Origin of the sequence: Roseovarius atlanticus, assembly GCF_001441615.1 — a bacterium.
GTDB classification, from domain to species: Bacteria; Pseudomonadota; Alphaproteobacteria; order Rhodobacterales; family Rhodobacteraceae; genus Roseovarius; species Roseovarius atlanticus.
Window position 1 is genome coordinate 183,216 of sequence record NZ_LAXJ01000008.1, and the last position, 26,826, is coordinate 210,041.

Annotated in this window: 26 protein-coding genes and 1 tRNA gene; 14 read left to right on the forward strand and 13 right to left on the reverse strand. The window is 64.7% G+C overall.

From position 1 onward, the window contains the following. Positions 1-148: 148 nt before the first annotated feature. From XM53_RS24000 to XM53_RS09745, 3 genes are all read right to left on the reverse strand, one after another. A complete protein-coding gene (locus XM53_RS24000; RefSeq protein ID WP_144435502.1) occupies positions 149-2,974 on the reverse strand; it encodes a Hint domain-containing protein in 2,826 nt (941 codons plus the stop codon). Between the two features lie 180 nt (positions 2,975-3,154). Then, entirely contained in the window at positions 3,155-3,508 is a 354-nt protein-coding gene (locus XM53_RS09740; RefSeq protein ID WP_082630909.1) for an MmcQ/YjbR family DNA-binding protein, read from the reverse strand. A 5-nt stretch (positions 3,509-3,513) separates the two neighbouring features. Then, positions 3,514-4,269 carry an SDR family NAD(P)-dependent oxidoreductase gene (locus XM53_RS09745; protein WP_057792936.1) on the reverse strand — a complete coding sequence of 252 codons (756 nt, stop codon included), beginning with the start codon at positions 4,267-4,269 and terminating at the stop codon, positions 3,514-3,516. 134 nt (positions 4,270-4,403) lie between these two features. Here XM53_RS09745 and XM53_RS09750 point away from each other — a divergent pair, with 134 nt between their 5' ends. The 7 genes from XM53_RS09750 (at position 4,404) to XM53_RS09780 (ending at position 13,073) form a co-directional block, all read left to right on the forward strand. Then, positions 4,404-4,853, forward strand: coding sequence for a methyltransferase family protein (locus XM53_RS09750; RefSeq protein WP_236544465.1), 450 nt, complete (start codon positions 4,404-4,406; stop codon positions 4,851-4,853). A gap of 133 nt (positions 4,854-4,986) precedes the next feature. Then, the gene (locus XM53_RS09755; RefSeq protein ID WP_057792758.1) at positions 4,987-6,561 is read left to right on the forward strand and encodes a Re/Si-specific NAD(P)(+) transhydrogenase subunit alpha; all 1,575 of its coding nucleotides are present in this window, start codon (positions 4,987-4,989) and stop codon (positions 6,559-6,561) included. A 14-nt stretch (positions 6,562-6,575) separates the two neighbouring features. After that, the gene (locus tag XM53_RS09760; protein ID WP_057792760.1) at positions 6,576-8,060 is read left to right on the forward strand and encodes an NAD(P)(+) transhydrogenase (Re/Si-specific) subunit beta; all 1,485 of its coding nucleotides are present in this window, start codon (positions 6,576-6,578) and stop codon (positions 8,058-8,060) included. A 554-nt stretch (positions 8,061-8,614) separates the two neighbouring features. Then, complete coding sequence (locus XM53_RS09765) at positions 8,615-9,895, forward strand: DUF3422 family protein (protein ID WP_057792761.1); 1,281 nt, start codon at positions 8,615-8,617, stop codon at positions 9,893-9,895. A gap of 156 nt (positions 9,896-10,051) precedes the next feature. After that, entirely contained in the window at positions 10,052-11,311 is a 1,260-nt protein-coding gene (locus XM53_RS09770; RefSeq protein ID WP_057792763.1) for an MFS transporter, read from the forward strand. A 195-nt stretch (positions 11,312-11,506) separates the two neighbouring features. Continuing rightward, on the forward strand, positions 11,507-11,884 hold the full coding sequence (locus XM53_RS09775; RefSeq protein WP_057792765.1) for a hypothetical protein: 378 nt from the start codon (positions 11,507-11,509) through the stop codon (positions 11,882-11,884). After that, positions 11,877-13,073 carry an HlyD family secretion protein gene (locus XM53_RS09780; RefSeq protein WP_057792767.1) on the forward strand — a complete coding sequence of 399 codons (1,197 nt, stop codon included), beginning with the start codon at positions 11,877-11,879 and terminating at the stop codon, positions 13,071-13,073. The genes XM53_RS09775 and XM53_RS09780 overlap by 8 nt, the downstream gene beginning before the upstream one ends. A 25-nt stretch (positions 13,074-13,098) precedes the next feature. Here the strand turns inward: XM53_RS09780 and nusB are convergent, their stop codons facing one another. From nusB to XM53_RS09800, 4 genes are all read right to left on the reverse strand, one after another. Next, positions 13,099-13,572, reverse strand: coding sequence for a transcription antitermination factor NusB (gene nusB / locus XM53_RS09785; RefSeq protein WP_057792770.1), 474 nt, complete (start codon positions 13,570-13,572; stop codon positions 13,099-13,101). Then, a complete protein-coding gene (locus tag XM53_RS09790) occupies positions 13,569-14,111 on the reverse strand; it encodes a 6,7-dimethyl-8-ribityllumazine synthase (RefSeq protein ID WP_057792772.1) in 543 nt (180 codons plus the stop codon). The genes nusB and XM53_RS09790 overlap by 4 nt, the downstream gene beginning before the upstream one ends. Before the next feature lie 4 nt (positions 14,112-14,115). Next, a complete protein-coding gene (gene ribB, locus XM53_RS09795; RefSeq protein ID WP_057792774.1) occupies positions 14,116-15,267 on the reverse strand; it encodes a 3,4-dihydroxy-2-butanone-4-phosphate synthase in 1,152 nt (383 codons plus the stop codon). A gap of 70 nt (positions 15,268-15,337) precedes the next feature. Then, on the reverse strand, positions 15,338-16,570 hold the full coding sequence (locus tag XM53_RS09800; RefSeq protein WP_160321387.1) for a class I SAM-dependent methyltransferase: 1,233 nt from the start codon (positions 16,568-16,570) through the stop codon (positions 15,338-15,340). A gap of 217 nt (positions 16,571-16,787) precedes the next feature. Here XM53_RS09800 and XM53_RS09805 point away from each other — a divergent pair, with 217 nt between their 5' ends. Beyond that, complete coding sequence (locus XM53_RS09805) at positions 16,788-17,123, forward strand: hypothetical protein (protein WP_057792777.1); 336 nt, start codon at positions 16,788-16,790, stop codon at positions 17,121-17,123. 332 nt (positions 17,124-17,455) lie between these two features. Here XM53_RS09805 and XM53_RS09810 read toward each other — a convergent pair whose 3' ends face one another. Then, the gene (locus tag XM53_RS09810; protein ID WP_057792779.1) at positions 17,456-18,238 is read right to left on the reverse strand and encodes a COG3904 family protein; all 783 of its coding nucleotides are present in this window, start codon (positions 18,236-18,238) and stop codon (positions 17,456-17,458) included. Beyond that, on the reverse strand, positions 18,235-19,530 hold the full coding sequence (locus tag XM53_RS09815) for a hypothetical protein (RefSeq protein WP_057792781.1): 1,296 nt from the start codon (positions 19,528-19,530) through the stop codon (positions 18,235-18,237). Before XM53_RS09815 ends, XM53_RS09810 begins: the two co-directional genes overlap by 4 nt. Positions 19,531-19,687: 157 nt before the next feature. On the opposite strand from XM53_RS09815, the gene XM53_RS09820 reads away from it, so the two are divergent. Then, positions 19,688-20,137 (forward strand): MmcB family DNA repair protein, encoded by a 450-nt coding sequence (locus tag XM53_RS09820; RefSeq protein ID WP_057792783.1) that lies wholly within the window; start codon positions 19,688-19,690, stop codon positions 20,135-20,137. 83 nt (positions 20,138-20,220) lie between these two features. Here XM53_RS09820 and XM53_RS09825 read toward each other — a convergent pair whose 3' ends face one another. Continuing rightward, complete coding sequence (locus tag XM53_RS09825; RefSeq protein ID WP_057792785.1) at positions 20,221-20,406, reverse strand: DUF6324 family protein; 186 nt, start codon at positions 20,404-20,406, stop codon at positions 20,221-20,223. A gap of 127 nt (positions 20,407-20,533) precedes the next feature. Between XM53_RS09825 and XM53_RS09830 the strand changes: the two genes are divergently transcribed. Next, a tRNA-His gene (locus XM53_RS09830) sits at positions 20,534-20,610 on the forward strand. A gap of 195 nt (positions 20,611-20,805) precedes the next feature. Here the strand turns inward: XM53_RS09830 and XM53_RS09835 are convergent. Beyond that, positions 20,806-21,114: a DUF6476 family protein gene (locus XM53_RS09835; protein ID WP_057792787.1), complete on the reverse strand. Its 309-nt coding sequence runs from the start codon at positions 21,112-21,114 to the stop codon at positions 20,806-20,808. On the opposite strand from XM53_RS09835, the gene XM53_RS09840 reads away from it, so the two are divergent. The 4 genes from XM53_RS09840 (at position 21,113) to XM53_RS09855 (ending at position 24,663) form a co-directional block, all read left to right on the forward strand. Next, positions 21,113-22,156: an RluA family pseudouridine synthase gene (locus XM53_RS09840; protein WP_057792789.1), complete on the forward strand. Its 1,044-nt coding sequence runs from the start codon at positions 21,113-21,115 to the stop codon at positions 22,154-22,156. The genes XM53_RS09835 and XM53_RS09840 overlap by 2 nt on opposite strands. A gap of 167 nt (positions 22,157-22,323) precedes the next feature. Next, entirely contained in the window at positions 22,324-23,220 is an 897-nt protein-coding gene (gene rpoH, locus XM53_RS09845) for an RNA polymerase sigma factor RpoH (protein ID WP_057792790.1), read from the forward strand. Between the two features lie 99 nt (positions 23,221-23,319). Next, positions 23,320-24,345: an alpha/beta hydrolase gene (locus XM53_RS09850; protein WP_236544458.1), complete on the forward strand. Its 1,026-nt coding sequence runs from the start codon at positions 23,320-23,322 to the stop codon at positions 24,343-24,345. A 48-nt stretch (positions 24,346-24,393) separates the two neighbouring features. After that, positions 24,394-24,663: a DksA/TraR family C4-type zinc finger protein gene (locus XM53_RS09855; RefSeq protein WP_057792795.1), complete on the forward strand. Its 270-nt coding sequence runs from the start codon at positions 24,394-24,396 to the stop codon at positions 24,661-24,663. 88 nt (positions 24,664-24,751) lie between these two features. On the opposite strand, the gene XM53_RS09860 is transcribed toward XM53_RS09855, so the two are convergent. Further along, complete coding sequence (locus XM53_RS09860; RefSeq protein WP_236544459.1) at positions 24,752-24,937, reverse strand: hypothetical protein; 186 nt, start codon at positions 24,935-24,937, stop codon at positions 24,752-24,754. A gap of 57 nt (positions 24,938-24,994) precedes the next feature. Further along, a complete protein-coding gene (locus XM53_RS09865) occupies positions 24,995-26,815 on the reverse strand; it encodes a M3 family oligoendopeptidase (RefSeq protein WP_057792799.1) in 1,821 nt (606 codons plus the stop codon). Positions 26,816-26,826: the final 11 nt, after the last annotated feature.

The window sequence follows — 26,826 nt, forward strand, 5'->3', positions numbered from 1 at the left end:
CTGGTCACCATAAACACTGCTCGATCCGATTTGACTTTGTCGGTTCATTCGTTGGCCGACGTTGGGATCGACATTAGAAGTCTGGCTTGGCCGGAATTCGGGTGGAATGTGGCGAGACTAAGGTCTTCCCTTAAAATTTAATGCGTTGTCACGCGACCATTGCAAGCGTGGCACGAGGTTCAACCAAAAGGCGCGCCTCGTGCGCTTTGAGGCAAAGGCGGGCGGTGTCGCCATAGGCCGCAAGGTCGCCGCGCAGGTGCGGGAAGACGCGGAACATGTCCTCGCGCGAGGCATCCGAGAGCGCGCCCACGCCCACATCGGCGGCATGGAAGCTTTCGGTGGCGGCACCCTCGGCATAAACGATTTCGTGCCGGTCGAGCATCATGTGGAAATAGGTGACGAGGCGGCGTTCGGCGATGCGCACATCGCGGCCGTCGACCAGGTGCTTGGCGGCCACCAGAACCTCGCTTTCGCCGAAGAGAAGCTGGGCGCGGTAGCCGGAAAAGAGCAGGCGGTGCTGCGGCGAGACCAGCAGCGGGCGGCGTGCGCCGTCCATGACGGTGGAGTTGACGGCGATGGGGGCGAACTTGCCGCGCCCCTCGACCGTGCGGTGGCCCATCCAGCGAATGGGCTGGGGGCCGCTGTCACGGGTTATGACGAGGTCGCCGGGTTTGAGCGTTTCGATGGCGCGTTCGCCGTGGGGCGTCAGGATGCGGGTGCCGGGGGTGAAGCAGATGATGTTCTCGATTTCCGAGAAGGTCACCGTGGTGCCGTCGGCCAGCGTGAAGTTGCCCGAAAGCCCGCCCGCGCCGTCATCGGTGTTGGTGAAGGTGATGTCGTCGAAGGTGACATCGGGCGTGAGCTGCAGCGTGTCGCCGTTCGTCTCGTCGCCTTCGCCGCCGACGATGGTGATGGTGCTGGACCCGGCCTCGCCCAGGTCGCCCAGAACGAAGAGGTCGTCGCCGTCGCCGCCATAGGCGGTGTCGCCCTCGGCCAGGTACATCTCGTCATCGCCGAGGCCGCCGTGAAGCGTGTCTGCCCCGGTGCCGCCGGTCAGCGTGTCGTTGCCCGCCCCGCCGAAGATGGCGTCGTTGCCTGCACCGCCGCTGAGGCTGTCGTCGCCGCCGGACGCGCCTGGCGGTCCAATGACCTGGCTGCTGTCGGCAAGGTTCGCGGTGACGCCACCGGGTGTCGTGACCTGCCCCGAGATGACTTCGGCTCCGGCGTTTTCCCAATGCCGGACTTCGATTGTGTATATGCGGCCGGCTTCCAGCTCGACTGTACCCGACCGGGTCGTCGCGCCTTGGTGGAAGTCGTTGTTCATGAAATCGGCAGTGCTGCCGCCCTGGTTGGTAAAGGTGAGGGGGTCACCGTTTTCATCGAGTAGCCGGATGGTCGAGCCGTCGTCCGAGGTTGTCGAGAAAGTGTAGGTTCCGCCTTGGGACGCCAGGAACTGTGAGGTATAGATCACGCCGAAGTCATTGGCGTCGCCGGTCGTGCCGCGGGCGTCGTTCACGAGCGCCGCCGAATTGAAGCCATTCGACTGTCCCGACCCGACAAGCGTTCCCGACTCGATGTCGAAGGCCTGGCCGTTGGTGGCCGCGAAATCGTAGTTGTAGACCTGGTAGTCCCATTGCCCCACGGTCGGTGCGTCGTCGCCGTAGATGACATCGTTCCCGTCGCCGCCCGTGACCGTGTCGGAGCCGCCCTCGGCATAGATCGTGTCATTGCCGGCGCCGCCGTCAATGCTGTCGTCGCCGGGTTCACCGTCGCCCAACTGATAGTCGGCGTCGAGTCGGTTCGCGCCGATGGTCGCGCTGTCGTTGCTGAGCGTGCCAAGGGTGATTGACTGGATCGGCTGGCTGGTGAGGATCGCGTTGTCGGCGTTGTTGGTCAGCTCGGGCAGCATGAAGGTTTCGCCGGTCGTGGTCTGGATGACCACGGCGGTGAAGGGCTGCGAGGTGCCGTCGGTGAACGTGACGGTCGCGTTGTAGACGAGGCCGGAATCGATCTGGTAGGTGACGCCGTCGATGACGATGTTCTCGGGCGTCTGGCCGTTGTCGTCGGATTGCAGCGTGCCGTCGCCGTTGCTGTCGAAAGTCTGGGCCGACAGAAGCTGTTGATAGAGCGGGTCGTCGCTGCTGCCATAAGTGGCGCTGAGCGCGGCCGCGTTCTCGCTGGCGGTGTTGGTTTCGGTCGGGTCCACGTCTGCGGCACTGCCCAGGCGGAACACGCTGAAGGTGCTGCCCACGATGTTGGTGCCGCCCGAGCTGCTGGATTCGCGGGGGTCGCTGTCGCCATAGATCAGGTCGGCGCCTGCGCCCCCGAGGATGGTGTCATTGCCGGAGCCGCCGTAGACGGTATCGTTGGCCAGCCCCGCCACGACGCTGTCATTGCCCGCGCCGGCGTGGATCAGATCGGCGTTGAGGCCCGCGCCGGTGCCGTCGCCGCCATCGGCCACGTCGCCCTGCGGGTCGCCCGTGTAGCTGCCGTCGATGGTGTCGTCGCCATCGGTGCCGTCGACGATCTGGTCGGTATAGTCCAGCGCGCTGAATGCGGGGTCGCCGGCTGCGACGTTGGGGTTTGTGTCGTATTGCTGCACCTGGTAGCTGCGCCCGGCCACCAAGGGGATTTCGGACAGAGTATACAAACCGGCGGCGGCGCCGTTCTCGACATCAAACTGGATGACCTGGAAGGTCTGGCCGGTGACGGTGTCGCGCAGGGTCCAGACCAGCTCGGCATCGACGGTGGTGTTGACGGATGTGTTGTTGCCCAGCGTGACGGTCGCGGTCGCGGTCTCGTTGCCGGCGCTGTCGTCGTCGAGGGTGAATTCCTGGATCCCCGTCTCGTTGTCGGTGATGGTGGCGCGCCCGGCGGTGGTGCCGGGGCCGTTCCAGGTGAACGTGCTGCCCGTGCCGGTGGGTATGTTGCCCGCCGGGTTGTAATTGTAGAAATTGACCGTGTAGGTGGCCATGGTTTTCCTGCCTTCTGTCTGTCGGTCCACGGTCTTTTGCCGAGTGACACGGCGCCTTGATGGTCTGCTCTGGCGCTGGTTGTTTCCGAAATGGATACAGAGCGTCCGTGGCCGGAAAACGGGAGGTTTCAGGCAAATTTTAGGTGAATTGGGGCTTTTTGCGGGCGTGCCGTTTGGGGTTCAGAGACCCAGCTCGGCCCGTTTTTTTCTGGTCAGACCGGCCACGACCGTGTCGTAGGAGGCCTTGATGTGATCGCGCAGGCTGTCGTCGGAAAGGCCCGGATCGGCGTGTACTTGCAGCCACTTCATCCCGCGCGACGCAAGATAGGGGGCGGGGCGGATGCCGGGCTGATCCGACAGCACGTCAAAGGCGATGTCGGACGCCTTGAACGTGTAGGCGTCGTGTCCGTCGTTCCAGCCGGCGATGGCAAAGACCTTGCCGCCGACCTTCCACACGTCGGCATTGCCCCATTGCACCACGTGGGTCGTGGCGGGGAGCGAGGCGCAGAAGGTCATGAACGCGTCGCGGGGCAGCATTCTCAGACCTGGCCGCCGGCGATCTCGATCGTTTGGCCGTTGACGCTGTCAGATCCCGGACCGCAGAGCCATGTGACGGCGGCGGCGACCTCGTCTGGGGCGATCAGGCGCTTGTGGCGGTTGGCGTCGACCATCATCGAACGAGCGGTGTCGGCATCGACCCCGGCACGCGCGGAGATCGCATCGACGTTGCGGGTGATGATGTCGGTATCCACGTAACCGGGGCAGACCGCGTTGAAGGTGAAGGGGCTGCCCATGTAATCCTCGGAAAGCGCGCGGATGAGGCCGATCAGCCCGTGCTTGGAGGCGGAATAGGCGGCGGCGCCCTTGAGGCCCCTGAGCCCCGCGATGGAGGAGATGGCCACCACGCGACCCCAGTCGGTGGTTTTCATCGAGGCCATCGCGCTGCGGATGGTCCAGAACGCACCGTCGAGGTTGGTGGCCATGGTGCGGTGCCAGAAATCGGTGTCGGTCTTCGACAGGCTGCGGCCCTCGGCGATGCCGGCATTGGGCACGCAGATCTGGATGGGACCGCGTGCGGCAACAGAGGCGGCGATGCCTTCGACCACGCTGGCCTCGTCCCGCACGTCCATCGTCTGCGGGTGCAGGCCGTGGGCGCTGGCGGCCTTTTCCAGAATTTCGGCGCGCCGGCCGGTGATGGTGACCTCGGCGCCGGCGTCTTGCAGAGCGCGGGCGATGGCGAGGCCGATGCCGGTGCCGCCGCCGGTGACCAGTGCGTGTTTTCCTGTCAGTGTCATGCGCATGACTGTGCCGCAGGGCGGACGGCTTGCCAAGGGCGCGATTTCTGCGGCAGAAATCGGGATGGAAAATGCGTATTTTCCAACCCAAAATTTGCGCAAATTTTGGGCCCGCCCCGAAGGAGACCGGCGTGTTGAAATGGATCGATATACCGCCCGTGTGGCTGGCCGGGGCGGCGGCGCTGGCCTGGGTGCAGGCGGCGCGGTACCCGGCGGGGCTGAGCTTTGGCGGGGCATGGGCGGATTTCGCGGGCGGTCTGCTGGTGGGGGCGGGGCTGGTGCTTATGGCCTTGGCGCTGATGGAGCTCAGGCGCCACCGGACCACGCCGATTCCGCATCTGGAGGCAGAGCGTCTGGTGACCTCGGGCATCTACAAGCGCAGCCGCAACCCGATCTACCTTGGCGACGCGCTGATCCTGACGGGCCTGATCCTGCGCTGGGACGCGGTGCTGAGCCTGCCGCTGGTGCCGGTTTTCGTCTGGGTGATCGAGCGGCGGTTCATCCTGCCCGAGGAAGACCGACTGCGACGAAAGTTTCGAATGAATTTCGCGCAATACTGTCATAAGACCCGACGTTGGGTTTGACACCCTGCGACAATCGCTACATTCCAAGTGGAACAATTTTGTGTGATAAGCCGTGCCCGACCTTTAGGGTGCAAAAAGCGACAGGGCCGATGGGCCGCCACAAGTGACCGTCAGAAAACGGGGGGAGTGAAAGTTGAAGATCGGAACACCAAAAGAGGTGATGGAAGGCGAAGCGCGGGTGGCGATGACGCCGGACTCGGCGCTGCAACTTCAGAAGCTGGGCCATGAGTGCGCCATCGAGACAGGCGCGGGAGAGCGCGCGGGTTTCACCGATGCGGATTACAAGGAGGCCGGTGTCGAGATCATCAAGTCGCCCGCGGCCTTGTGGAAAGCCTGTGACATCATCGCCAAGGTGCGCGTGCCCACCGACACCGAGGTCAAGCGCCTGACCAAGGGCCAGACCCTTATTTCCTTCTTCAACCCGGGCGGCAACGAAGAGCAGATGAAGATCGCCGCCGAGAAGGGCGCGACCGTCATCGCGATGGAAGCCGTGCCGCGGATCAGCCGCGCGCAGAAGATGGATGCGCTGTCGTCCATGGCCAATATCGCGGGCTATCGCGCGGTGATCGAGGCGGGCAACAATTTCGGCCGCTTCTTCACCGGGCAGGTGACCGCGGCGGGCAAGGTGCCGCCGGCCAAGGTTCTGGTGGTCGGCGCCGGCGTGGCGGGGCTTGCCGCGATCGGCACCTCGACCAGCCTGGGTGCGATCACCTATGCGTTCGACGTGCGGCCCGAAGTGGCCGAGCAGATCGAATCGATGGGCGCCGAGTTCGTGTTCCTGGATTTCGAGGAAGAGCAGCAGGACGGCTCGTCGACCGGCGGTTATGCGGCGCCGTCTTCGCCTGAGTTCCAGGAAAAGCAGCTGGAAAAATTCCGCGAGATGGCGCCGGACATGGATATCGTCATCACCACCGCCTTGATCCCCAACCGGCCCGCGCCGGTCCTGTGGACCAAGGACATGGTCGAGATGATGAAGAACGGCTCGGTCATCGTGGACCTGGCCGCCGAGCGCGGCGGCAACTGCGAGTTGACCCAGAAGGATGAAAAGATCGTCACCGACAACGGCGTGACGATCGTGGGCTATACCGACTTCCCCAGCCGGATGGCGACGCAGGCCTCGACGCTTTATGCCACCAACATCCGTCACATGATGACCGACCTGACGCCCGAGAAGGACGGCAAGGTCGATCACAACATGGAAGACGACGTGATCCGGGGCGCGACGGTGACCCACAAGGGCGAGATCACCTACCCGCCGCCACCGCCAAAGGTATCGGCCATCGCGGCCGCGCCCAAGAAGGAAAAGCCCAAGGAACTGACGCCGGAAGAGAAGAAGGCGCAGGAAAAGGCGGCCTTCAAGAAGCAGACGATGAACCAGGTGGGCCTGCTGGGCATCGGCGCGTTCCTGGTGCTGCTGGTCGGCACCGTGGCGCCGGCGAGCTTCATGCAGCATTTCATCGTCTTCGTGCTGTCGGTCTTTATCGGATTCCAGGTGATCTGGGGCGTGGCGCACAGCCTGCACACGCCGCTGATGGCGGTGACGAACGCGATTTCGTCGATCATCATCCTGGGGGCTTTGACGCAGATCGGCTCGACCTCCTACCTCATCACGCTGCTGGCCGGGATCGGCATCTTCATGGCGGCGATCAACATTTTCGGCGGCTTCCTGGTGACACGGCGCATGCTCGCCATGTTCCAGAAATCGTAAGGGGGTAAGAGACAATGGATTTCGGATTTACCATTGCGGCCTATGCGGTCGCGGCAGTTCTCTTCATCCTCAGCCTGGGCGGTCTGTCGGGGCAGGAAAGCGCGAAACGTGCGGTGTGGTACGGCATCGTCGGCATGGGTATCGCCGTTCTGGCGACGCTGATCGGCCCCGGTGCGGGGCTGTGGCTGGTGTCGCTGATCATGATCGCGGGTGGTGCTGTGGTGGGCTATCAACTGGCCACCAAGGTGCAGATGACGCAGATGCCCGAGCTGGTGGCGATCATGCACAGCCTCGTCGGTCTTGCCGCGGTCTTCGTCGGGTTCAACGCCGATATCGAGCTGGGGCGCATCGCGGCCGAGTTCGCCGAGGCCGGTTTCCCCTATCCGCGGCCCGAGGAGGTGACGGCGGAAGGCGCGGCCTTTGCCAAGCAGTTCAGCGGGTTCGCGGGCATCCTCGCGAAGAAGACGGTGGTGGAAGTGTCGATCCTGAAGGTCGAGCTGGTGCTGGGCATCTGGATCGGTGCGGTAACCTTCACCGGGTCGGTGATTGCCTATGGCAAGCTGGCGGGCAAGGTCGATTCAGCCGCCAAGAAGCTGCCGGGCGGGCATATTCTGAACGCCGCGGCGGCGGCGCTGTCGCTGGTGCTGGCGATCATGTACCTGAGCGGGTCGGGCAGCTGGACGCTGGTCGTTCTGACGCTGCTGGCGCTCTTCATCGGGTATCACCTGATCATGGGGATCGGCGGCGCGGACATGCCCGTGGTGGTCTCGATGCTGAACAGCTATTCCGGCTGGGCGGCGGCGGCCATCGGCTTCAGCCTTGGCAATGACCTCCTGATCGTGGTGGGCGCGCTGGTGGGCTCCTCGGGTGCGATCCTGAGCTACATCATGTGCAAGGCGATGAACCGATCCTTCGTCAGCGTGATCCTGGGCGGCTTCGGCGGCTCCAGCGGTCCGGCGGCGGAGGTCGAGGGCGAACAGGTGCCGATCGACGCCGACGGCGTGGCCAATGCGCTGAACGAAGCCGACAGCGTGATCATCGTGCCGGGCTACGGCATGGCGGTGGCGCAGGCGCAGCAGGCGGTCAGCGAGTTGACCAACAAGCTGCGCGCGCAGGGCAAGGAAGTGCGGTTCGCCATTCACCCGGTTGCAGGCCGGCTGCCGGGGCACATGAACGTGCTCCTGGCCGAGGCCAAGGTGCCGTATGACATCGTGCTGGAGATGGAGGAGATCAACGACGATTTCCCCGATACCGACGTGGTGATCGTGATCGGCTCGAACGACATCGTGAACCCGGCCGCGCAGGACGATCCCAACAGCCCCATTGCCGGAATGCCGGTGCTGGAGGTCTGGAAGGCCAAGAACGTGTTCGTCTCGAAGCGTGGGCAGGGCACGGGCTATTCGGGCATCGAGAACCCGCTGTTCTTCAAGGACAACACGCGGATGTTCTATGGCGACGCCAAGGACAGCGTGACGGCGCTGTTGTCGAAGATCGGGTAAGTTTCGGTCTTATGGAATTGGAAAGGGCCCGCCCGGGTGGCGGGCCTTTTTCGTTGGGGGCGAGGTAGAGGTCCCGGATCAGGTCCGGGACGGGTTGCCAATTGTATATACGTTTAATATATTTTGCATATGCGCAGATCGGGAGCATTCCGGCGAGCGCCGAACATACAGGAAAGGAAATTTCGATGGCCAAGAAAGCCAAGATCAAATCGCTGAAGCAGGAAGTGGCGAGCCGCAAGAAGAAGGTCGCCAAGCAGGAGGCCAAGCTGAAGAAGGCCAAGAAGGCGCTGAAGAAAGCCGCCTGAGCGCCCGTCGGGCAGGCGTGGACAGGGGCGTCGGGCTTGGGTCCGGCGCCCTTTTTCGTGTGGCGGGCGCGTGGGTTTTCACCCACCCTACCAAGCGGTGGATGGAGAACGTGCGTTCAGGGCCGAAACCGGCTAAATTTGCGCCGGTATACAGTTGCATTCCGCTAAGTTATTGAAAGTGCGCTTCAATCTATTTTCATCGTCGGGCCTTGTCGCTAGGGTGCTGAGAAACGCCAGGACGCGAGAGCCATGCCGCCCATTGAAGATCATCCGCTGCGATTCGAGCTGTCCAACGAGCTGCACGCGCGGCCCTTTCCCAATCTGAGCGCACCGGCGACGGGCGTGTTCCTGGCGATCAAGCGGGTCGAAGGGGCGGCGGGCCGGGACCGGGGCGACGACCTGGCGCATCTGACGGCCCTGTTGGACCGCTATGGCGCGGCGCACCCCAAGCCGGGTGCTTCGCACTATTCGGGTGACATCGGCAAGCACCACCTGAAATGGGAGCAGCATACCGAGTTCGTCACCTACACCGCGTTTCGCGACGGGGTCAGCGACCGGCCGTTCGATCCGGCGGAGTTCGAGGTGTTTCCCGCAGATTGGCTGAGTTCGGCGCCGGGGCACAGGATGACCTCGGCCGTCGTGCGGATCGAGACGCGCAAGGACGAGGAAACCGTGCGCCAGAACATCCACGACTGGTTCGTGGCCGACAGCGTGGCCGTGGCGCGGGTGCTGGATGACAGTGCGATCATCGCGGGCGATTTCCGCATCGACCCGGCGGGGCATCTGCGGTTCATGGTCAATGCGTCGGCCGAGATCGGCACGCGGCGCATGGGGCGCGTGGTGCAGCGCCTGTTCGAGATCGAGACCTACAAGACCATGTCGATGCTGGGCTTTGCCCGGGTGGGCGAGATGCGGCCCGACATGGGCGCGCTGGAAGAGCGGTTGACGCATCTGATCAGCAACATGCCGGGCGGGTCGGTGGCCGCGGAGGATACGCTGGACGACCTGCTGGAGATTTCGGCCAAGTTGGAGGGGATGGTGGCGCGGTCGTCCTATCGCTTTGGCGCGACGTCGGCCTATGAGCAGATCGTGAAGCAGCGTATCGAGGTGTTGCGCGAGGAGCGGTTCAACGGGCGGCAGACCTTTGGCGAGTTCATGATGCGCCGCTATGATCCGGCGATGCGCACGGTGCGGTCCACGAAGGACCGGCTGGACGCGATGTCGGACCGGGCGATGCGGGCGGGGGAACTGCTGCGGACGCGGGTCGACGTGGAGCGCAGCGCGCAGAACCAGGACCTGCTGGAGAGCATGAACAAGCGCGCCGATATGCAGCTGCGGCTGCAACGCACGGTCGAGGGGCTGTCGGTGGTGGCGATCAGCTACTACGCGGTATCGTTGGCGGGATACCTGCTGTACCCGCTGACCGAGCCGACGGGGATGTCGAAAGAGATGCTGACGGCGATCGTGGCGCTGCCGGTGGTGGCGGCGGTGTGGTGGATGATCAAGCGGGTGCGCGACAAGTTGGATTAGGGCGCGCGTGGGTTTTCACCCACCACAGGTGGGATTCACCCACCCTACGGTGTCGCGCCCGGACATAGGAGCGGCGTCGGTGGGACGACGGCGGTGGGGGGACACTGGCAGGAGTGACGGCAGGGCATAGGGGCCGGCGAATCGAAAGGACGCACGATGTTTCAGGCTTTTGCGGGGATCTGGGCGCTGCTGATCGGGATCGTGCTGATCATGCTGGGCAACGGGATGCATTTCACGCTGATCGGGTTGCGCGGCGATATCGAGGGGTTTTCCTCGGGCGAGCTGGCGGTGGTGACCTCGGGGTATTTCGTGGGTTTCCTGCTGGGCGCGCGCTATGCGCCGCGGCTGATCCGGCGGGTGGGCCATGTGCGGGTCTTCGCCGCCCTTGGCAGCTTCATGTCGGCGGGCCTGATCGCGTTTCCGCTGCTGGCCGAGCCGTGGGCGTGGACCTGCCTGCGCATCCTGATCGGGTTTGCCATGTCGGGCATCTACGTGACCGCGGAAAGCTGGCTGAACAACGCGGCCACGAACGAGACGCGGGGCAAGGTGCTGTCGGCCTACATGATCGCGCAGACGCTGGGGATAATCGGGGCGCAGGGGCTGTTGAACCTGGGCGAGACGGCGGGGGCGTCGCTGTTCATCGGGGCGTCGATCCTGGTGTCGGTGTCGTTCGCGCCGATCCTTCTGTCCGTCACTCCGGTGCCGGCGGCGGAGGTGATCCGCGCGATGCCGCTGCGCGAGCTGTTCACGGGCTCGCCGCTGGGCACGGTGGGGATCTTCCTGCTGGGCAGTCTTTATGCCACGCAATCGGGGATGGGCGCGGTTTATGGCGCGCAGATCGGGATGGGCAAGGGCGAGATCGCGCTGTTCATCGCGATGCTGTTCGGCGGCGCGCTGGTGCTGCAATACCCTATCGGGTGGCTGTCGGACCGGATCGACCGGCGCAAGGTGATCTTCGGCGCGGCGGCGCTGGGGGCCGCGTTCTGTGTGCTGGGGTGGGCCATGGGTGGGTCGTTCTGGCCGCTGATGGCGGCGGCGTTCCTGACGGGGGGCGTGACGACGCCGCTCTATTCGCTGCTCTTGGCCTATACCAACGATTTCCTGCCGGTAGAGGACATGGCGGCGGCCTCGGGCGGGCTGGTGCTGACGTTCGGGATCGGGGCGATCCTGGGGCCGCTGGCGGCGGGCTGGGTGATGGACGCGGCGGGGCCGTCGGCGTTCTGGCTGGTGCTGGCGGCGGCGTTCGCGGCGATTGCAGCCTATGCTGCCTACCGGATGACGAAGCGGGCGGCGACGCCGGTGGCGGAGACCGAGAGTTACCTGGGCGTGTTGCCGGCCTCTTCGGCCTTCGTGGTCGAGGCGGCGGGCGCGTGGTCGGCCGAGCAGGGCGAGGACGGGGACGAGGGGGGTGCCTAGGCGGGGTGAAACCCCGCCCTACGTGGGCGTTCGAGGTCCGGGATCATGTTCGGGACGTCGGGCGCGTGACGACGCGATCCGAAATTTGGGCTTTACAGGTCGCGGGCAACCGACTTAGGTCGAAGAATTAGTATTCGTACCCGTTTTTCATTGCAGTACCTGTAAATTCAGCCTTTGCATTCGGGTGACATCGAAATGGCTTCAAATACAGCCTCGGTGCACGCGGACCCGTCGTGGTTCGTCGGGCCGGGGGAAACCGATTATCTGGCATGGTTCGTCGTCGGCCTGCTGTGCCTGGCGATTTACGGCATCGTCGTGCTTTATGCCGCGTTCGACAGGAGGGCCGAGCACCGGTCAAAGGGCACGCCGCTGGCCAAGACCATCCCGACGATGCTGACCATCGCGTTGCTGTACGAGATCTTCCCGCTGGACCATTTCAACATCCTGCTGCCGTTGAGCGCCATCCTGATCGCGCTGATGGCGGATTGGGCGCGGTTCAATCTGGGCCATGCGGACACGGTGCCCGAGGATGCGGACAAGCCCGTGCTGGCCGGGGGCAAGGCGGATGATTGAGCTTCTTCTGACGTCGTTCCCGGTGATCATCCGGTATTTCCAGCTGAAGCGGCGCGGCGAGGCGATGAGCGTCTGGAACATGAAGACGCCCGTGGTGATGTGGGCCGTGATGGCCTTTGCCCTGTTCCTGGTGATTTTCTATTTCCATCCCAAGAGCTATTCCGGGCTGGTGCCGTTCCGCACCGTGTCGGTCGTGTCGCAGACCACCGGGCCGGTGACGGAAGTGAACGTGGTGAACGGGCAGCAGGTCGCGGCGGGTGATGTGCTGTTCCGGATCGAGGATGCGTCGCAGAAGGCGGCTGTTGCCGAGGCCGAGGCGCAGTTCGAACAGATCGCGGCGTCCGAGACCAAGGCGCAGGATGCGCTGCGGGTCGCGGAATCGCAGCTGAGCCAGGTCGAGGCGAACGTGGCCAAGCTGACGGTGGACTTGCAGAATGCGCAGACCCTGGTGGAGCGCAACGTGGGGCGCGCGGACGACGTGCGCACGGCGCAGGCGGCGCTGGACGCGGCGCAGGCCGAGCTGGCGGCGGCCGAGGCACAGCTGGACGCGGCAAGATCCGATCTGGAAGAGGGTATTCCGGCGCAGCGGCGCGCAGCGGAAACCAAGCTGGAAAGCGCCAAGGTGGCGCTGGAGCGCACGGTGGTGCGCAGCTTTACCGACGGCACGGTCACGCAACTGGCGATGGGCGTGGGCAGCCCGGCCTCGACCCTGATCCTGAGCCCGGCGATGGTGATCATTCCCGAACGCAGCCCGGAGACACCGGTGCGGATCGTGGCCGGGTTCTCGCAGGTGGCTCTGGCCAACCTGCACGAGGGGATGCCGGCCGAGATCGCCTGTGACGCCAATGCCAACCTGTCGTTCCGCAATGCGATCCTGCCGGCGCGGGTGGTGGCGATACAGCCGGCCATCGCGACCGGGCAGGTGGTGCCGGGCGCCAAGCTGCTGGACCCCAACAGCGTGCGCCAGCGCGGGTCGGTTCTGGTCTACATGGAACTGGTCCATCCCGAGCACGAGGAGATCGTCCTGGATGGGGCGGGCTGCATCGTGCAGACCTATCGGACGGACCTGCCGGGATTGGGCGGGCACCTTGTGGCCGCGACCGGCGTCGTGAAGGCCGCGGGCGTACGGCTGAAAGTCTGGGGCTCGATCATCTCGGGCGTGGGGCTGGCGGGTGGCGGCGGCCACTAAGCCCGGGCCCGCCGGAACGCTGGTTTCAGAACGCCTCGGGTTTCGCCTCGCGGGCCATGTGGTCGAGCACGGCGTTGACGAAGCTGCCCTCCTTGCCTTCGGGATAGAAGCTGCGGGCGACGTCGACGAATTCGTTGATCACGACCTTCACCGGCGCGTCGCCTTCGAGGAATTCGGCCCCGGCGGCGCGGAAGAGGGCGCGCAGGGTGGGGTCGATGCGGGCGATGGGCCACTTGGCCACCAGCGCGCGGTCGGTCATCTGGTCGATCTTCGACTGCCAGTTGACGGCCTGTTCGACCAGCTTGCGGAAGAGGTCGATATCGCCGTCGGCCATGTCGATGCCTTCTTCGACTTCTTGCCCGAAGCGGAAATCGAGGAATTCGCGGATGATGGTCTCGTAGGACTGGCTGGAATGTTCCATCTGGAACAGGGCCTGCACGGCGTAGAGCCGCGCGGCGGAGCGCATCTTGCGTTTCTGGTTGCCGGAGAGTTCGGTCATGCGGTGGGCGTATCCTTGGGCGTGCCTGCGAGCCTGTATTCTTCGGCGTCGGGCATGAAGCCGACGCCCTTGCGGGTGCCCCATTTGCGGGTGAGGGCGATAAGGTGCAGGGCGGCGGCGGCGGCGCCGGCGCCCTTGTTCATCTGTTCTGGATCGGCACGTTCGACGGCCTGATCGCGGTTTTCAACCGTCAGGATGCCGTTGCCGATGCACAGGCCCTGCAGGCCCAGCAGGGTGATGCCCCGGCTGGAATCGTTGCAGACGGTTTCATAATGCGTGGTGGCGCCGCGGATGACGCAACCAAGCGCCACGTAGCCGTCGAAATTCGACAGGCGCTCGGCGATGCCGATTGAGGTGGGGATTTCCAGCGCGCCGGGCACCTCGATGAGGTCGTAAGTGGCGCCGGAGGCTTCGATCTCGGCCTTCGCGCCCTCGATCATCATGTCGGCGATGTCGCGGTAGAAGGGGGCCACGACGATCAGCAGCTTGACGGGCTTGTCGAACGTGGCGCGGGGCAGGGTGTATTCGGTTCCGGCCATGGCGTTATCCTTCGCTGAGGGGATGCGTGCCGACGATGCTGATGCCGTAGGCGTCGAGCCCGAGGTAGCGGGTCTTGGGGCTGTCGGTGACGAGGATCAGTTCGTGTACGCCCATGGTGGACATGATCTGGGCGCCGAGGCCCGTCTGCTTGATGGTGCGGGGCGTGTCGTCCTCTTCCATTTCCGAGGCGAGGGAGGGCCGGGGTTGGCGGAAGAGGAAGACGGCACCGCGGCCTTCGCGGGCGATAATGTTCATGGCGCGGGGCAGCTTGCCCGTGGGGCCCGCAGCGCTGGCCTCGAGGCCGATGCCCAGCACGTCCTCGAGCGCGTTGAGCGCATGGGTGCGGGCGAGCACCGGCTTGCCGTCGGTGATGTCGCCCTTGGACAGTACCACGTGTTCGGTATTGGTGATCTGGTCGGCGAAGATGCGCATGTCCCACGTGCCGCCGTGGGAGGAGGTGACGGTTTCGCGCCGGACCTCGCGCACGAGATTGTCGTGCTTGTGGCGGTAGGCGATGAGGTCGGAAATGGTGCCGATCTTCATGCCGTGGGCCTGCGCGAATTCCACGAGGTCGGGGAGGCGGGCCATGGTGCCGTCTTCCTTCATGATCTCGCAGATCACGCCGGACGGGTTGAGGCCGGCGAGGCGCGAGATGTCCACGGCGGCCTCGGTATGGCCGGCGCGCACCAGCACGCCGCCGTTGCGGGCGCGCAGGGGAAAGACGTGGCCCGGCGTGGCGATATGGGCCTGGGTGTTCTGTTCGTTGATCGCGGTCGCGATGGTCAGGGCGCGGTCGGCCGCCGAGATGCCGGTGCTGACGCCCTCGCGCGCCTCGATGCTGACGGTGAAGGCGGTTTCGTGCCGCGACGAGTTGTTGACGGCCATCATGGGCAGGCCGAGGCGGTCGATGCGTTCCGATGTCATGGGCAGGCAGATGAGGCCCTTGCCGTGGGTGGCCATGAAATTGATCACCTCGGGCGTGGCGAATTCGGCGGGGATCACCAGGTCGCCCTCGTTCTCGCGGTCCTCGTGGTCGACGAGGATGAACATGCGCCCGGCACGCGCCTCGGCGATGATCTCTTCGGTGGGAGAGATCGCGGAGCGCAGCTCGGCCTCGACGGGACCGGGTTTTTCGAAGGCTTGGGTTTCGGACATCTGGCGCCTCTGGGGTTACAGGCCCGCCAGATAGCGCAGGGGGGTGCGGAAGGCCAGAGGGGATGTCGGGTTATGGCGCGCGGCTGACGGGTTCGCCGTTTTCCGTTCGGGAAAAGATGGCGATTCGGCGGTGTGCAATCGGCGACGGCCGGAACTTGACGGAAAAGCTGCCGAATTCGTCTACGAGCCGGACAAGCGCGGCTGAGGTGAATACGAAGGTCTGGTCGATCTTACGGCTGCTGACGCCCATCAAGGGCAGATCGTCCAGCCCCGCCGGAATTTCCCCGAGGCGGTTGAACTTGGGATCAGAGAGCAGGGGAAATTCAATGATCAGGCGGTTGAGCGTGAGGGCACAGGCCTTTTTGAGGAAACCCCGTACGTCATCCACGTGGTGCAGGACATTCAGTGCCAAGACGTCATCGAACGGGTCGAGGTCGCTGACCGAGAGGAAATCGACATTGCGAAACTCTACGCTGCTATGGAGCAGTTGGGCGAAGGTCCTGGCCGCGGCAAGACGATGTTCCTTGACGTCCAGGCCCAAGAGCCGCGTGGCACCGAACCGTTCGTAGCAGTAGAGCATTTCGCCCATTGCGCAGCCGATATCCAGTACCGAGCCGTTGACGAGCGAGCCTTCGCGGAAAGCATCGAAGCTTTGGTGCCGCGGCCCGTTGGTGTGCGTGTGACCGCCGACACCGGATTGCCGCCCCGCGGGAAGCCGGATCGCTTGGTATTCGGCACCGGCCTGGTTCACGACGCTTTCGATCCAGTCGGGATCGGGGCGGGGAATGAAGGTCCCGCGCAAAGCCGCGTGAGCGAAACAGCGATCGGTCTCTGCCATGTCACCGGGGTGTTTTTCGGAATTGAACACTACGCGATAAGGAATACTACTGTCCTCTAGCAGATCGAACAGGTCCTGGTAGATCGCAAAGAGATCAACGCTTGCCAAAATCCGTTGCCAGAGATCTGCGTTGTAGCTTGATGACGTGTCAAGCGTCGGCTCGATGAACTTGCGACGGGCGCTGCGCGCGTTGAGTTCCTCGAGCGGGGCGACGATTACCGTTGCCTCGGAGATGTGGCCGTCGTTCAGGAGTGTTTCCAGAAGCGGATCCTCGAGCAGGTTCCAAGTCGAGATGTCTTCGCCCTGCCGCAGCCTTCGGGGGGCGCAGAACAGCAGGTTGTAATGCAGCACGGAGCCCGGGGGAGGCAGATCTTCCGCAGAGTGTTGGAAGGCAAATGCGACATTGTCGGACCGCTGCGCCTCGATCCAGTGCGATTTGCCGCTGTTGGAGGGGCCGATCAGCAAATGTACCATTGTTTCGGTGCCGCTTTTCATTTGTATCCGTGTCGGTTCGGTTTGCCACCCTTACCAAAGCGGCGCGCCGGACGTAACACAGATCCTCGGATGCAGAACCCTTAACGCCCACGCGTCGCAGGGTGAAAAGACTTATTAGCCGCTGGTGCCCCTTGAGGAAAGAGGCTGATGTGCTAGTCTTAAGGTCACCGCGCAAGGGAGTAGTTCAATGCCCAAGCTCATCCGGATGTATATCGTGAACGTCGCCATCGGCTTTGGCCTTGCGGCGGTGTTCGTGGGGATGCTCTTGTGGTTCAATATCGCCAACCTGTGGCACTTGGTCAGCCATTCCGACAAGGGCTGGCTGGCGGTTCTGCTGCTGTGGGTGTCGAACGGGATCGTGTTTGCGGGCGTGCAGTTCGGTATCGCGGTGATGCGGATGAAGGACGATGACGACGATGACGGCCCCGGTGGCGGATTGCGTCAGCACGTGATGCGACCGGATTACGCGCCGATCCCGGTGCGGGCGGATCAGGGCGAGCGTCCGTTCTGGAGCAAGCGGTAGGCTTTTCTCGATTTGAATTTGTGAGACACGCTGTGCGGATTGCGTCGGGTTCGCGTAAGGGTCGCGCGCGTGGGTTTTCACCCACCCTACGAAATCGCGGAAATCGCGTTTCGATATGGCGGCGGAAAGTGTGACGGGCCCGCACGCAACCGTTTGGTTCTCTCATTCCCGAGGACCTGTTTGTACAGGTGGGCGCCGGGTAACCGGACCAGGGCCCGGACAGAGCCAGCTCCCTCGGAATTGCTTAAGGCCACCGGAATGCAACCGTTCACGAGAAGGGCAGCACCCGTCACTCCACTGAGGTAAGGCGTCGCGTGCCATGCGGCAAGGGGCTATTCCGCGGCATCCGAAATAAATCCGTAGTCCCGCAGTTGGTCGGGCAAAAGCACGTAGATCTCGTCGGGCGGCGTGGCGAGCGCGTGGGTCATGACCATCGGGTCGATGCCCATTTCGTCGAGATAGAGCATGACCTCGCCCTGGCCCGCCTGGATATCCTCGACCGCGAAAGAGGCGGGCAGGATCGTGCTTTCGCCGAAATAGTGCTGGTGCACGCCGACTTGCGCCGCGTCGTCGATCTCGCGCGTGGCCCCGCCGGCCAGCATGTAGGGGCAGGCGGAGAAGCAGTATTCGCCCGCAAGCATCCGTGTTGTGAGGCCGGTGTCGCGGAAGTGGCGGCCCAGGGCCAGCGCCTCGGTCACGGTGCCGCCGGGGGATTGCAGAATGAGCGTCTCGGGGGTGGGCGTGCTTTCTTCGAGCCGCTTGATGATGCGGTCGGCGTCGCCCTCGGCGATGCCGCCCTCGAGGCGGTAGGTGGTGCCGTCTTCCTGCGTCAGAACCAGGCGCTCTGGCAGCTCGCCCGGGTCGCGAGCGGGGCGCGTGGCGGGGCGGTCGCGGTCGGGGCGGAAAAGGCGGCGCTGGTCGCCGGGGCGCACGGGTTCGGTCAGGCGCGGTGCGTCGGGGGCCATGCCCGGGAGCCGCAGGCCGGAAACGCTGGCATCGCCCAGCACCAGCATGGCGCCGATGCCGATCTGGAAGATCAGCGCGCCGGTAAGGATACGGGCGACGGGCGGGCCGTGGCGGCTTTGGGGTTTTTCGTCGCGGTCCTCGTCGCTCATGGCGTGGTTCCGGTGATGCGCTTGACCTTGTTGCGGTCCTCGGGCGTGTCCTCCGAGGTGGGTTTGCGCGGGGCGGGCGTGTCCTCGATCTCGTGCGCGACGGCGATGGCGGCGCGCAGTTCGGCCACGGTCATCGTGTCCTCGATATCGGTGCCGTCGCGCATCGAGCGGATCATGCCATGGGTGATCGATAGGATCAGGACCAGCACGGCGGGAAGCAGGTCGATGGCGATGGCCCCGGCCCAGGAGGGCACGAAATTGCGGGCATAGAGGATGACGGCATCGGCCGAGGATATGGGCGTGTAGGTGACCTCGGGCGCGGGTTCGAGGGCGGCGACCTCCTGTGCGGCGTTTTCCAGCGTGGCAGCGCGCTGGCCCAGCACTTCGAGCACCGAGGTGATGGTGGCGGCCTGGTCGCCGCGGCCCTCGGCGGTGCGGCTGTCAAGTTCGGGCAGGACGACCGAGGCCGAAAGATCCTGCGCGGCGCGTTCCACGAGGGGGGCGACGGTCAGTTGCCGCATCTGGGTGATGAGGCCTTGCAGGCGCACTGCGGCCTCGGAAAACTCGACCGAGCGGGCCTCGACGGGCCCCGGTTCGACCGTGAGCGAGCGCATCCGGCTGAGGATGGTGTTGCCTTCGGCGAAGGCGGTGTCGACGAGGGGGGTCTGTTCGGCGATCTGCGCCTCGAGAGCTGCGAGTTCAGCGGATTTCTGGCGCAGGACGCGGAAGACGGCGCCGCGGCCGGCGAGGCCCGAGAGGTTGCCGGTGGCTTCCTGTTCGCTGAGATCCTCGAAGGATTGTCGCACGCGGGCGACGTCGCGGCCAAGCGCCTGTCCGGTGAGGGCGATCTCGTGCGCACGTTCGAGGCTTTGCTGGTAGTCCTGCACGGTCTCAGCCAGGTGCTGTTCGACCGCCGCGGACCCGGCCAGCGCGGCGGCGTTGAGCCAGCTGGACATGGCGATGATGGCGACGGACCCCAGACCCATCGTGCCCAGCAAGCCGACGCGGGCGCGGGCGGTGGTGACGGCGGGAAAGAGGCGCAGAAGGTAGGACCAGAAGACGAAGATGCCCACCGAGACGGCAACGGAATAGGCGAGAGCGGCGAAGGTGGACATGACGCCGGTATCGTCCAGCAGGGACGACACGCCGAGATAGGTGTAGATGCCCGACGCCACGGCCAGCACGCCGAGGGCGGTGCCGGAAAAGGTCTCCAACCACTCGATATGGCCTTCGAGGTCGCGCGCATAGCGGGCGCCGCGAGTGCGGGAGGGGTCTGTGACGGGATCGGGCATGGCGGACCTTTTGCAACGACAGGAAGGGGCGCGACCGTGCCAGACCCCGGAACATCAGTATGAAATGGTTAACAAATAGCACAAGACAAGGCTGCGTGATGTGCATTTCCCGTGCAGGGGGTTGCCAATGTTCACGTATTGTTCATAAATTGGCCAAATGCAGGACTTTGCCACGGATATTCCCGCGATGCAGCCCGGCCAGCTTTTGGCGCGCGGGGTGTGCCGGCATCTGCTGGGCTATGATTTCGCCACTGTCGAGGAATTCTCGCCTGAACGGGGCAAGCGCGTGGACGTGATGGCGCTGGGGCCGAAGGGTGAGATCTGGGTTGTAGAGTGTAAGTCGAGCCGGGCGGATTTCACCTCGGATTTCAAGTGGGACGGCTACCTGGAATGGTGCGACAGGTATTTCTGGGCGGTGGACGAGGCGTTCCCGACCGATTTGTTGCCGAACGGCACGGGGCTGATCATCGCGGATGCTTATGATGCGCAGATCATCCGCATGGCGCCGGAACACAAGCTGGCGGGCCCACGGCGCACAGCATTGACACGGCGGTTCGCGCGGCAGGCGGCGCTGCGGTTGCAGGGCGCGCGCGATCCGGGGCTGTGAGCGGGGCGTTTTCTGCGCAGAAAACGGGATAGAAAATGCGCATTTTCTATCCCAAAATTTGCGTAAATTTTGGATGCGGGCGGCTAGCGTTTCGTCTCGGCGGCCTTGGCGGCGGCGAGGATTTCCTCGGCGATCTCGCGGGCCTCGTCGGGCTCGAAATCCATCGGGATCTCGGTAGAGCCCGCCATGATGAACAGGCGGACCATGCCCTGGTCGGTGGGGCCGATCTGCAGATTCGCCTCGATGTCGCGTTCGTCGTTGATGCCCATGGCGGCCTCCTGGATATTTGCGATGGCCTAGCGCCTTAGTCGCGTGAAGGCAAGCGGGACGGAATGGAGGGTCATGTGCCGAAGAGGCTTGCAATCGCGGGCCGGGAAAGTTAAATCCGAGCCGCGTGCCGCCTTAGCTCAGTTGGTTAGAGCGCCTGATTGTGGATCAGGAGGTCCCCCGTTCGAGCCGGGGAGGTGGTACCATTCCCTTCTTTGAAGCGCCGTTTAGTTGTCCCGCGCGGAACCAAGGCCGAAGGCCGCCGCGCGATCGCCAGACCGCCCCCCGGTCTGGCGATTGGTTTGAGCTCGCGCTTTGATCGAAGGCGTTCCGGATGTGGCAACGATAAAGTGCGTTGAAGGCCCGTCAACTCGCCAGCCCGCGGTCTGACGATCACGCCGCTAGTCTGTCGTGACTTCGATGGTCTGGCGCAACTCGCCCGTCGTCTCATCGAAAACAAGGATCGTATCCGCATCCGTGACCACAGCGTACCAGCCATTGGCGCGGGTGAAGGCGGTGGGCGTGGTGCCGTCGGGCAGGGTGATCTCGTCGGGCAGGGCAACGCGGGTGGCACCGGAGAACTTGGTGACAAAGAGCGCGACGATGACTAGAAACCCGAGAATCATCACGCCCGTCAGAACGGTCACGAGGGTGCGCAGATAGCGCACCATCCCGGGGTCGATCGACGGCGGCTGAGGAGTGTCGTTCATGGGCGCAGCCCCCCTGGAGTCCAGTGTTACCGTGCGGATCGGGGCCGATCCGCCGCCGCGCCTTGATAAGGCGCTTGCGCGCGATGTGCCAGAGGCAGCGTCGCTGTCGCGGACGCGGCTGGCGCGGCTGATCGCCGAGGGGGCGGTGCGCGTGGGCGGCGTGGTGGTGGCGGACCCAAAGGCGAAGGTGGTCGAGGGGGACATCATCGAAATCACCGTGCCCGTCGCCGCCGAGGTGGACGTGGTGGCGCAGGAGATCGCGCTGGAGGTGGTCTTCGAGGACGACGACCTGATCGTGATCGACAAACCTGCCGGCATGGTGGTGCATCCCGCACCTGGCAGCCCGGACGGGACGCTGGTGAACGCGCTCTTGCATCATTTCGGCGGCGCCCTGTCGGGCGTGGGCGGAGAGAAGCGCCCCGGCATCGTCCACCGGATCGACAAGGAGACCAGCGGGCTGCTGGTGGTGGCGAAGTCGGACCGGGCGCATCACGGGCTGGCGGCGCAATTCGAGGCGCATAGCGTGGAGCGCAAGTACCTGGCGGTGGTCCAAGGTGTGCCGGATGCGGCCGATCCGCGGCTGCGGGGTGTGCGCGGGGCCAGTTTCGAGGCGGGCAATATCCTGAAGCTGACCACGCAGTTGGCGCGGCACAAGACTGACCGGCAACGGCAGGCGGTTCTGTTCGAGGGCGGACGGCACGCGGTGACGCGGGCGCGTGTTGTCACCCCGTTCGGGGTGCCGCCGCAGGTGGCGCTGATCGAATGCTGGCTGGAGACTGGCCGCACGCACCAGATCCGGGTGCATATGGCCCATGCGGGGCACGGCCTGGTGGGTGACCCGGTCTATGGCGGGCGGCGCAAGCTGAACGAGAAGGCCCTGTCGCCGGACGCGCTTGCTGCCGCGAGAGACTTTCCGCGGCAGGCGTTGCACGCCGCCGTTCTGGGCTTTGCGCACCCGGTGAGCGGTGAGACCATGCGGTTCGAGGCCGACCTGCCCGACGACATGGCCGCCCTGTTGCAGGAACTGGGCCGGACGGCCTGACGTTAATATGACAGCACAGCACGTGTGCGTGAGCAAACGTCACATCACTGGAAAACCGAGCCGGTTTGATTCATAAAGAATTAAACCATTTGGTTCACCTGTCTTGAATCCGGGTTGATGGCTGCCCATATGGATGTTAAGACAATAAACATTGGAGGGTCACAGGGTTGAGCAATTACGCAAATCTTCCTGCGCCGTCGCCCGAGGCCGGGCTGAACCGGTACCTGCAGGAAATCCGGAAATTCCCGCTGTTGGAGCCGGAAGAGGAATACATGCTGGCCAAGCGCTGGGTCGAGGAACAGGACACCGACGCCGCGCACCAGATGGTCACCAGCCACCTGCGCTTGGCGGCGAAGATCGCCATGGGCTATCGCGGCTATGGCCTGCCGCAGGCCGAGGTCATTTCCGAGGCCAATGTGGGCCTGATGCAGGCGGTCAAACGCTTCGACCCCGAGAAGGGGTTCCGGCTGGCGACCTACGCGATGTGGTGGATCCGGGCGAGCATCCAGGAGTACATCCTGCGCAGCTGGTCCATGGTGAAGCTGGGCACGACGAGTGCGCAGAAGAAGCTGTTCTTCAACCTGCGCAAGGCCAAGGCCCGCATCGGCGCGCTGGAAGAGGGTGACCTGCATCCCGACAAGGTCAAGCAGATCGCGCACGACCTGGGCGTGACCGAGGACGAAGTGATCAGCATGAACCGCCGGATGTCCGGGGGCGACGCGTCGCTGAACGCCACGGTAGGTGCCGAGGGCGAAGGCACGATGCAGTGGCAGGACTGGTTGGAGGACGAGGACGCCGACCAGGCCGGTGACTACGAGAAGCGCGACGAGCTGGAGGCGCGGCGCGAGCTGTTGGCCGAGGCGATGGACGTTTTGAACGACCGCGAGAAGGATATCCTGACGCAGCGCCGGCTGAGCGAACAGACGGTGACGCTGGAAGATCTGAGCGGGCAGTATGACGTCAGCCGCGAGCGCATTCGCCAGATCGAAGTGCGGGCGTTCGAGAAATTGCAGAAGCGTATGCGCAGCCTTGCCGCCGAGAAAGGGATGATGGCCACGGCCTGATCCACCGGACACCGCGCCAGACGACGCGAATTGGCCCCTTCCGTATCGCGGGAGGGGCCTTATTGTTGCAACGTGAGTCGGAACCGAAGGAGGCGTCCGTTGCGCGCGCTGCCAGTTCTTTGCCTGTTCGTGCTTGCCTCCTGCGCGCCGCGTCCCGCGGCGGAATATGCGCCGACCGTGCCCGAGGCGCATTTACAGACGCTCTATGTCGCGACGCAAAAGGCGCTGGACCACACCGGATGGACCTTTGGCGCGAAACGCACCGGGCAGATGCGCTATTTCCGGGCCGATATCTCGATCCCGCCGACGCACCGGGCCGGCCATGTGGAATGGCCCGACGGTCCGCCGGATGCGGCAACCGATTTCGTCGTGACCGCGACGGATGTCTATCCGTCGTCAGGGGCATTTTTCGGAGACGTCAAGGCAGCGCGCCCGGGGCGGGAAACCCAGGTTTTCGTACATGGCTACAACGTGACCCTGTCGGACGGGCTCTATCGCCTGGCACAGATGCGCGAGGATTTCGAGGTGGCCGAGCCGTCGGTGCTGTTCGCCTGGGCGTCGGCCGGGGATCCGCGGGGCTATGTCTATGACCGCGACAGCGTGCTCTATGCCCGCGACGACCTGGAGGATCTACTAAACGCCCTGACCAGCGGACCGCAAGACCGGGTGACGCTGCTGGCCCATTCCATGGGCTCGCAGCTGGTGATGGAGGTGATGCGGCAAGCCGCGCTGAAGGGCGACCGGCAGCTTTTGGACCGGATCAGCGGCGTGGTGCTGATGTCGCCGGACATCGACCCCGATGTGTTTCGCCGGCAGGCCGAGGCGATCGGGGACCTGCCGCAGCCGTTCCTGATTTTCGTCACGCAGCAGGACCGGGCGCTGAGCCTTGCCAGCCTGATCACCGGACGCAAGAAGCGGCTGGGGGTGATCGACGGGCCCGAGGCGGTGGCGGGGCTGCCGGTAAAGGTGATCGACTTTACCGCGCTGGCGGATGGCGAGGGGCTGGACCACGCGGTGGCGATCACCTCGCCCTCGGCCATTTCGGTGCTGAACGGGATGCTGGAGCAGGCCTCATTGGGCCGCGAGGCGTTCGAGGATTACATGGTGCTGGAGGCGCAGCCGTGACAAGCGCGTCGCGGGATCCTATATCTGCTGTTCAGGAGGAATTTTGCCATGGCCGGTGGATGGGCGCGCGACGGCGCGGTTTCCGAACAGATCGAAGCCTCGATCGAGGACGAGTTGGCGCGGATGAAGGCGGCAAAGCGGCCCGTGGGCGAGAGCCTGACGCATTGTGCCGAATGCGAAGAGGAGATCCCGCAGGCGCGGCGCGAGGCGCTGCCGGGCGTGAAGCTGTGCATCGACTGTAGCCAGGAGCGCGATGGCGTGCAGCAGGCGCGAGGCGGGATCAACAGGCGCGGCTCGAAGGACAGCCAGTTGAAATAGGCCGCTGTCGGAGGGGGGCTCTGCCCCCACGGCGAAACTGCGTTTCGCCGCTCCCCCGGGATATTTATGGCCAGAGGAAGAGGTGGGGTCAGCGCTTGGGCAGCCGACCGGTGAGGCGGCGCCAGAGAGGGACCACGTCGAGCGAGGCCACGGCGATACCCAACGGGATCATCCAGAAGCCCAGCACGGGCAGGAAGCCGAAGATCCCGCCAATGATGAGAAGGATCCCAAGGACCAGCCGCAAGCCCGGGGGCACGCGCGACCGGATGCGCACGAGCGCGCGTTTCAGGCGGTTGCGCAGGCTGTGAGGGCTGCGGGTGCGGGGCAGGGATCAGTCCTCCATCGCCTCCAGTTCGTCGATGAAGCCGGAGATCATGCTGAGGCCCTTGTCCCAGAAAGCGGGGTCGGACGCGTCGAGGCCGAAGGGGGCCAGAAGCTCCTTGTGATGCATCGAGCCGCCCGCTTTCAGCATGTCGAAATACTTGTCCTGGAAGCCTGCGGAGTTTTCCTCGTAGACGGCATAGAGCGCGTTCACCAGACCGTCGCCGAAGGCGTAGGCGTAGACGTAGAAGGGCGAATGGACGAAATGGGGAATGTAGGCCCAGAAGGTCTCGTAGCCCTCCATGAAGTCAAAGGCGGGGCCGAGGCTCTCGCCCTGCACAGACATCCAGAGGGCGCCGATGTCGTCCGAGGTGAGCTCGCCGCCACGGCGGGCATCGTGCAGCTTGCACTCGAAATCGTAGAAGGCGATCTGGCGGACGACGGTGTTGATCATATCCTCGACCTTGCCGGCGAGCAGGACCTTGCGTTCGGCGTTGTCCTTGGCGGCATCCAGCAGTTTGCGGAAGGTCAGCATTTCGCCGAACACGCTGGCGGTTTCCGCGAGGGTGAGGGGGGTGGACGAGAGAAGCTCGCCCTGTTCGGCGGCCAGCACCTGGTGCACGCCGTGGCCCAGCTCGTGCGCGAGGGTCATCACGTCGCGCGGTTTGCCGAGGTAGTTCAGCATGACGTAGGGGTGCACGTCGGTCACCGTGGGGTGGGCGAAGGCGCCGGGGGCCTTGCCGGGTTTGACGGCGGCGTCGATCCAGCCTTTGTCGAAGAAGGGCTCGGCAAGGTCGCCCATGCGCGGGTCGAAATCGGAATAGGCGTCCATGACCATGACGCGAGCCGTGGGCCAGTCGATCTTGCGCGGGGCCTCCATCGGCAGGGGGGCGTTGCGGTCCCAGACCTGCATCCGGTCGAGGCCGAGCCATTTGCGCTTCAATTCGTAGTAGCGGTGGCTGAGCTTGGGGTAGGCGTCGACCACGGCGTTGCGCAGGGCCTCGACCACCTCGGCCTCGACATCATTGGAAAGGTGCCGGCCGGTCTGGGGGGTGGGCATACCGCGCCAGCGGTCGATGACCTCTTTTTCCTTGGCGGTGGTGTTGTGGACACGGGCGAAAGTGCGGATGTTGGCCTGGAAGGTGCGGGCAAGCTCGCGGGCGGCGGATTCGCGTTTGTCGCGGTCCTGTTCGGTGAGCAGGTTGAGGGTGGATTCGATGCCCAGTTCCTCGCCGTCGACGTCGAAGGTCAGGCCCGCGATGGTCTCGTCGAAGAGCCGTTCCCACGCGTCGCCGACGACGCCGAGATCGTGCAGGAATTTTTCTAGCTCGTCGGAAAGCTGGTAGGGCTTCATCGCCTGGATGCGGCGGATGACGGGGGCGTAGCGGGCGAGATCGGCGTTCTCGGCATACATTGCCACAAGGGTGTCGGTGTCGAGCCGGTTGAGCTCGAGGGTGAAGAAGACCAGCGGCGTGGTGTAGTTGGTGATCTTTTCCTGGCAGTCGGAGAGGAACTTGGCCCGCTCGCCATCGGTGGTCTGCTGGTAATAGCGCAGGCCGGCGAAGGACATGATGCGGCCGGCGACGGAGGAGATTCTCTCGTTGCGCTGGATGCATTGCAGCAGGCCGGCGGCGTCGAGATCGGCCAGCTTGCCCTCGTAATCGGCGGCGAAGTCGGCGCAGGCCTGTTCCAGCCAGTCGAGGTCGCGCTTGAGTTCGGGCGCGTCCTGCCCGGTATAGAGATCGTCGAGGTTCCATTCCGGCAGGTCGCCCAGGTTGTCGGAGCCGGAGGCGGCGTTGACGTCGAAGGCGGGTTTGGGAAGCTGGAACATGCGGATCTCCT